This is a genomic window from Accumulibacter sp., assembly GCF_032229525.1.
Classification (GTDB): domain Bacteria; phylum Pseudomonadota; class Gammaproteobacteria; order Burkholderiales; family Rhodocyclaceae; genus Accumulibacter.
Genome location: NZ_JAVTWB010000180.1, coordinates 1 through 6,538, shown reverse-complemented (window position 1 = coordinate 6,538; position 6,538 = coordinate 1). Strand labels below are relative to the sequence as shown.

Sequence of the window (6,538 nt, the reverse complement as noted above, 5' to 3'; positions counted from 1 at the left end):
CCCTCTCCCCAACCCCTCTCCCACAAGGGGCGAGGGGCTAGAACCGATCGCTGGCGAGGGTCAACCGGGTGTCACGATGCTCCGCGTCCATCAGGGGTCGCAACAGTTCGCTCGCTTGCTGGAGGATATCCATGGCTGGTGACGGGTGAGGTAGAGGTAGCGCGGCTTCTTCCCGCGTACGTGGCATGCAGTTGATCTTGGCGGAAAACCCTGGTCGACGTGAGGGGTGCCGGCAGCGACCCTGGCGCTCCTGCGTAGCGTCATGTGTCCTCGCCCATGGCGAGCCAGCGCTGCTTTCCCCTGCCTGAGCCGTTCGCTGCCAAAGCGCTTTCGTCTTTTTGACTGGCCGGGTGTAGAGTGGCGGAGTCACGAACCATGCGTGGCAAGGGCTCGAGCTGCCTGAGCCGACTTGTCGCAGGGAGGCGGCATGCACCTCATCTTTCGCTGTCTGGCCATCATCTGGCTGCTTCTGCCGCTTGGCGCGAGCGCTGCGGATGCGGCCTCCGGGCTGGCATTCAGCGCCGAAGAGCGAGCCTGGCTGGCCGAGCACCCGGTCATCCGGATGGGCATCGACGCTGGCTACGGCCCCTACACCTTCCTCGACGAAAGCGGTCAGGTGCGCGGCGTCGCGGTCGACTTCATGGCCGAGATCGAAGCCCGCCTGGGCATCCGTTTCGAATTCGTCTCCGACCTCAGCTGGCCGCAACTCATGGCAGCGGTGCGCGAGCGCCGGCTGGACGCGGTGGCGACGGTGGCGCACCTGCCCGAACGCGATGCCTTTCTCGCCTTCTCCGCCCCCTATCTGACCACTCCGCTGGTGATCGTCACCCGCAGCGACACGCCGCAACTGCACTCGCTGAGAGACCTCGAACCCCTGCGCCTGGCGCTGGTAGAGGGCTATTCGTCGAGCCGCAAGGTGATCGACGAGTACCCGAAGCTGCGTCCCCGGCTGGTGGCCACACCGCTCGACGGCCTGCGCGCGGTGGCGTCGGGCGCCGCCGACGCCTACGTCGGCGTGATCGGCGTGAACATCTTTCTCGCGGCGCAAAACGGCATCACCAACCTCAAGGTCAATGCCGCCTTCGACATGGCGGAAAACAATCAGTGCTTCGGCGTGCGCAAGGATTGGCCGCAACTGGCACAACTGCTGGACAAGGCGTTCGCCGCCATCCCCGCCCAACGCCGGAACGCGATCTTCCAGCGCTGGCTGCCGCAGCAGGCCGACGAGATCGTGCGCCTGAGCGAGCCGCGGCTGATTGCCCGGCTGTTTCCCTGGTCGCTGGGCGCCCTGGCGCTGGCAGTGAGCGCCTATCTGCTGATCCTTTTCTGGAATGTCCAGCTCAAGCGCGAGCTGGCCCGGCGCCAGCATGAACTGGCGGACAGCAACGCGCGCCTCAAGGCCTCCGTCGCCCTTGCCCACCTCGGTCACTGGGAATTCAGGGTCGCCGACCAACATATCCAGTGGGCGGACGAAACCTACCGCATCTTCGGTCTCGAACCGCAATCGGTGCAGATGACCTACGACCAGCTGATCGCTCTGGTGCACCCCGACGACCGCGAGCGCCACGAGGCCTATCTGAAACGAATGCTGGCCAGCCGGCCGGGCGAGGACCTCGGCGAGCTCAGGTATCGCCTGCTGCGTTCCGATGGCAGCGTGCGCGAGGTCAGCGTCCGGGTCGACATCGAACACGACCAGAGCGGCCGGGCCAGGCGCCTGTTCGGCGCCATCCAGGACATCAGCGAGCGCGTCGACAAGGCCGCCGAACTGGAACGCATCCACAGCGTACTGGAGGCGCTGGTGGAAGGCTCTTCCGACGCCATTTTCGTCAAGGACGAACAAGGGCGCTACATCGTCGGCAACCGCGCCCTGGCGGAGCTGGTGGGCAGGCCGCAGGCCGAAGTGCTTGGCACCGACGATTTCGCCCTCTTCCCGTCGACGGTGGCCGAGCGCTTTCGAGCCGACGACCAGCGCATCATGGCGCGGGGCAAAGTCGAGAGCTACGAGGAAACCGTCGTCATCGCCTCCTCCGGCGAGATCGTCGCCACTGCCGGCAAGAGCATGGCCTTTTTGACGACCAAGGGGCCGCTGATCATTCACGGCGAAGTGCGCGGCGTTTTCGGCATCGCCCGCGATGTGTCGCTGCTCAAGGCCGCTCAGACCGACCTGGCGCATGCCCGCGACGAACTCGAGGAGCGGGTCGAGGAACGCACCCGCCAGCTCGCCGAGCTGAACAAGGAACTGGAAAGCTTTGCCTATGCCGTCGCCCACGACCTCAAGGCGCCACTGCGGGGCATGGCCGGCTACTGCCACATGCTCGCCGAGGACTATGGTGAACAAATCGACGCCGGCGGACGGCAATTCATCGCCCACATCGCCCACGGCGTGGCGCAGATGAGTGAGTTGATCGACGGCCTGCTGTCCTATGCCCGCATGGAGCGACGCGACCTGCACTGCGTGGCGGTGGATGTGCGTCCGCTGGTGGACAAGGCGCTGGCCGATCTGCAGGGCGAGGTCGACAGGCAGGGCGCGAAAGTGAGTATCGACTTCGACCATCTGGTCGCTCATGCCGACCCGGACGGTCTGCTGGTGGTGCTGCGCAACCTGATCGACAATGCCCTCAAGTTCAGTTGCGACGGGCAGCCGCCGTTGATCGGGATCAGCGGGCAACGCAGCGGCAATCAGGTCAAGCTGGCCATCACCGATAACGGCATCGGCTTCGATATGCGCTTCCATGACCGGATTTTCGAAATCTTTCAGCGCCTGCAGCGCAGCGAGTCCTACCCCGGTACCGGTGTCGGGCTGGCGCTGGTCAGGAAAGCGATGCAGCGCATGGCTGGGCGAGTATGGGCCGAGAGCACGCCCGGCCGGGGCACGGTGTTCTTTCTGGAGCTTTCCGACGACAAGCCAAGCGCTGGCGAAGGCTGACACGTCAGCCTGAGAGATCGTGCAGCAACTACCGGAGGCGGTTCTATCGGCGACGCCGAACACCTCGGCGCCAATCACCCGCCGCGCGTGCGCTTGCTTTTCTGTTTGCTGTTCCTATCGACCTTGTTTGTTGTACTCTGTGCTCCGTTTTCGCCAAGCTGGCCCGGCACAAAGGAGCGGCGACGGGGGCGAAGCCTTGTCTTGCCGCATCCGATATTTATCCACAGGAGGTGTCATGCGATTTCTAGCCAGGTTGTTGAGTGCCGTCATACCGCTAACGCTGCTGATTGGGGGAGCGGCCGAGGCGCGCGAATGGAAGGCGATCCAGGAGTCCGGGACGATCAAGGCGGCTACCGAAGGCGCCTTCCAGCCGTTCAATTACTATGAAGGTTCCAAACTCACCGGCTTCGAAGTCGAGCTGGCCGAGGCCATCGCCAAGAAACTGGGCCTGAAGCTGGAATGGAGCGTGGTGCCTTTCGATGCCCAGATTGCTGCGCTCAAGCAGGATCGCTTCGATTTCGCGATTGCCTCGCACGGCTATACGGAAGAGCGGGCCAAGTCGGTCGATTTCGCCAAGCCGCACTACTGCACCGGCGGCCAGATCGCCGCCTACAAGGACGGGCCGCTGACCGTCGCCGCGCTGAACGGCAAGTCGGTCGGCGTGCAACTGGCGACCACCTACGCTGGTGCTGCCAAGAAGATCAAGGGCGTCAAGGACATCAAGACCTACAAGGGTGACCCGGAGGCGTTTTCGGCGCTACGCGCGAAGAAGGTCGATGCCTGGATCTCGGACAAGTTCACGGTCAAGGGAACGCTCGACCAGAACCCGGACGCCGGCATCGTCGGTGGCGAACTGGTCTTCGTCGAAAAGGTCTCGATGATCCTGCGCAAAGGCAACAAGGAACTTGCCGAGAAGCTCAACCAGGCGCTGGCTGATGTGATGAAGGACGGCAGCTACAAGGTCCTGTCGGAAAAATACTTCAAGGAAGACGTTTCCTGCCGACCCTGAGCTGAGTAAGGCCGCATGAACTGGACCAGGAAAAACCCCGGATGGACGATGTTTGCCGCGATGATCGGGCTGCTCGTCTTTCTCTGGGGGATGGCGATCCCGCTCTCGGCGGCGCCGGCGCCAGTCGGCCCGGCGGCGCAGCAGTTCGCCGACGGAGCGCGGATCACCGTCTGGCTGACCCTGATCGCCGGCTCCGTCGGGGTGGTGATCGGTGTCCTGGCCGGTCTGGGCAAGGTATCGAAATTCTGGCCGCTGCGCCTGCTCTGCGACACCTACGTGTGGCTGATCCGCGGTACCCCGTTGCTGCTGCAGATTCTGTTCGTCTGGCTGGCGGCGCCCGAGCTGATGCCCGAGGGCGTCATCCTTTCCGACTTCGCCTGTGCGGCGATCGCCCTGTCGCTGAATATCGGCGCCTATAACACCGAATGCGTTCGCGCCGGCATCCTGGCCGTACCGCATGGCCAGGTGGAAGCGGCGCGCGCCCTCGGGCTGAGCCCGCTGCAGACCTTCATGGACGTCGTCCTGCCGCAGAGCATGCGCGTCGCGCTGCCGGCGCTGGCCAACAACCTGGCATCGCTGGTCAAGGATTCGTCGCTGGCCTACGCGATCAGCGTCGTCGAGCTGACCATGATCGGCTACCGGGTGCAGGCGCAGAGCTATCAGCCGATCCCGGTCTTCCTGACCATCGGCGCCATCTACCTGATCCTGACCACCGCTTTCACGACGCTCACCGCGGCGCTGGAAGCCAAGCTCGACGTCGGACAAAAGCGCTAGGGGGCGCATGGACACCACCGCCACTCCAGCCACTCAACCCACTCCGGCGACGCTGCGACCGATCATCGAAACGCGTGCCATCGGCAAGCGCTTCGGTGCCTTCGTCGCCCTGAAGGATGTTTCGGCGACTTTCTACGAGGGACAGGTGACGGCGATCGTCGGCCCGTCCGGTTCCGGGAAATCAACCTTCCTGCGCACGCTCAATCGTCTCGAAGCCCACGACTCAGGCGAGATCGTCATCGATGGCATCATTCTCAACGACGACGTCAAGAACCTCGACGCCATCCGTCGCGAGGTCGGGATGGTCTTCCAGAGCTTCAATCTCTTCTCGCACCTGACTATCCTGCGCAACGTCGCGCTGGCGCCGATGCGCGTCAGAAAGATGAGCAAGGCCGAGGCCGAGGCCAAGGCGCACAAATTGCTCGAACGGGTCGGCTTGAGCAACCAGGCGGACAAGTATCCGGTGCAGCTCTCCGGCGGTCAGCAACAGCGGGTGGCGATCGCGCGGGCGCTGGCGATGGACCCGAAAGTGCTGCTGTTCGACGAGCCGACTTCGGCACTGGACCCGGAAATGGTCAACGAAGTGCTGGCGGTGATGCGCGAACTGGCGCACAGCGGCATCACCATGCTGGCGGTGACACACGAGATGGGCTTCGCGCGCGAGGTCGCCGATCGGCTGATTTTTTTCGACGAAGGCGCGATTCTCGAAGACACCACCCCGGAGATCTTTTTCTCGAACCCGGGCCATGCACGCGCGCAAGCCTTTCTGTCGCAGGTTCGTCACGGCTGAGCGGCTTAGCCCGCGCTTCCCCGCTCTCTGCTGTTCCCTATTGCACTCGCCGCGCCAGCGCCTGCCTGCCAGCCGCGGCCAGCGGCGCGATCTGGACGACAACGATGCAGACCAGGATCAGCGCGCAACCGGCAATGCCGTTGGCGCTCAGGCGATCACCCATCAGCAGGAAGCCGAAGAGGGCTGCGAAGACGGTCTCGGCGGAGAGAATGATCGCCGTGTCGGCCGCTTGCGCATAGCGCTGCGCGACCACCTGTGAGGTGTAACCGATACCCACCGACACCAGGCCCGCGTAGGCAATCGGCAGCGCCGCGCGCGCCAGCCCGGCGCCGGTGATGGTTTCGCTCGCCACGGCCCCGAGCAGGCTGATCGCGCCGCAGACCAGGAACTGGCCGCAGGCGACCAGGAAGGGGGCGTGCAGGCGCTCGGCGATGCGCCCGACGTAGATCACATGCAGCGCCCAGAACAGGCTGCTGGCTATCACCCACAGGTCACCGACGACCGGCTCGAAGCCCTGCGCACCGGCGAGCAGCCAGGTTCCGGCCAGGCAGCCGATCGACGTCGGCCACACCGACCAGTGCGCACGCGTCCTGAGCAGCAACCACGACAACAGCGGCACCAGTGGCACGTAGAGCGCGGTGAGAAAGCCGGCGTTGGTCACCGTCGTGCTGACGATGCCAATCTGCTGCAAGGCGGCGCCGAGCATCAGCAAGACGCCAAGTACGGCGATGGCCAGGGCGTCCGCCGGCACCGGTTGCACCTTGCGCGACGACAGCAGGCGCCACTCGCGCCAGGCCAGCGGGGCCACGATGGCGGCGCCGAGCAGGAAGCGAATGCCGGTGAAGCTCAGCGGTCCGACACCGGCCATCCCCTCGGCCTGGGCGACGAAAGCCGAACCCCAGATCAGCGCGACGGCAAGCAACAGGAAATTGGCCTGCAAGCGACTCAAGAGGACGGGTCCGTAAGAAAAGGCGGCAAGTTTAATGTGAAAGTCGCGTACGCGACTCACGAATCTCCCTTCTCCCCCGCGCGGGAGAAG

At 64.7% G+C, this 6,538-nt stretch carries 5 protein-coding genes; 4 read left to right on the top strand and 1 reads right to left on the bottom strand.

Features of this window, described 5'->3' with window-relative positions; translation table 11 throughout:
- Nucleotides 1–427 precede the first annotated feature (427 nt).
- The 4 genes from RUW20_RS14025 to RUW20_RS14010 all read left to right on the top strand — a co-directional run bounded on the left by RUW20_RS14025 (nt 428) and on the right by RUW20_RS14010 (nt 5,499).
- Nucleotides 428–2,926 carry a transporter substrate-binding domain-containing protein gene (locus RUW20_RS14025; RefSeq protein ID WP_313952851.1) on the top strand — a complete coding sequence of 833 codons (2,499 nt, stop codon included), beginning with the start codon at nt 428–430 and terminating at the stop codon, nt 2,924–2,926.
- A gap of 235 nt (nt 2,927–3,161) precedes the next feature.
- Nucleotides 3,162–3,935: an ABC transporter substrate-binding protein gene (locus RUW20_RS14020; RefSeq protein WP_313952850.1), complete on the top strand. Its 774-nt coding sequence runs from the start codon at nt 3,162–3,164 to the stop codon at nt 3,933–3,935.
- A gap of 15 nt (nt 3,936–3,950) precedes the next feature.
- Nucleotides 3,951–4,709 carry an amino acid ABC transporter permease gene (locus RUW20_RS14015; RefSeq protein ID WP_313952849.1) on the top strand — a complete coding sequence of 253 codons (759 nt, stop codon included), beginning with the start codon at nt 3,951–3,953 and terminating at the stop codon, nt 4,707–4,709.
- 7 nt (nt 4,710–4,716) lie between these two features.
- On the top strand, nt 4,717–5,499 hold the full coding sequence (locus tag RUW20_RS14010) for an amino acid ABC transporter ATP-binding protein (RefSeq protein WP_313952848.1): 783 nt from the start codon (nt 4,717–4,719) through the stop codon (nt 5,497–5,499).
- Nucleotides 5,500–5,536: 37 nt separating this feature from the next.
- On the opposite strand, the gene RUW20_RS14005 is transcribed toward RUW20_RS14010, so the two are convergent.
- Nucleotides 5,537–6,538: DMT family transporter (locus RUW20_RS14005; RefSeq protein ID WP_313952847.1), on the bottom strand; the 1,002-nt coding region annotated here is incomplete at its 5' end.

Excerpts from the sequence above, each read along its gene's own strand:
- RUW20_RS14025 (WP_313952851.1), top strand. The coding sequence starts at position 428 with ATGCACCTCATCTTTCGCTGTCTGGCCATCATCTGGCTGCTTCTGCCG.
- RUW20_RS14020 (WP_313952850.1), top strand. The coding sequence starts at position 3,162 with ATGCGATTTCTAGCCAGGTTGTTGAGTGCCGTCATACCGCTAACGCTG.
- RUW20_RS14015 (WP_313952849.1), top strand. The coding sequence starts at position 3,951 with ATGAACTGGACCAGGAAAAACCCCGGATGGACGATGTTTGCCGCGATG.
- RUW20_RS14010 (WP_313952848.1), top strand. The coding sequence starts at position 4,717 with ATGGACACCACCGCCACTCCAGCCACTCAACCCACTCCGGCGACGCTG.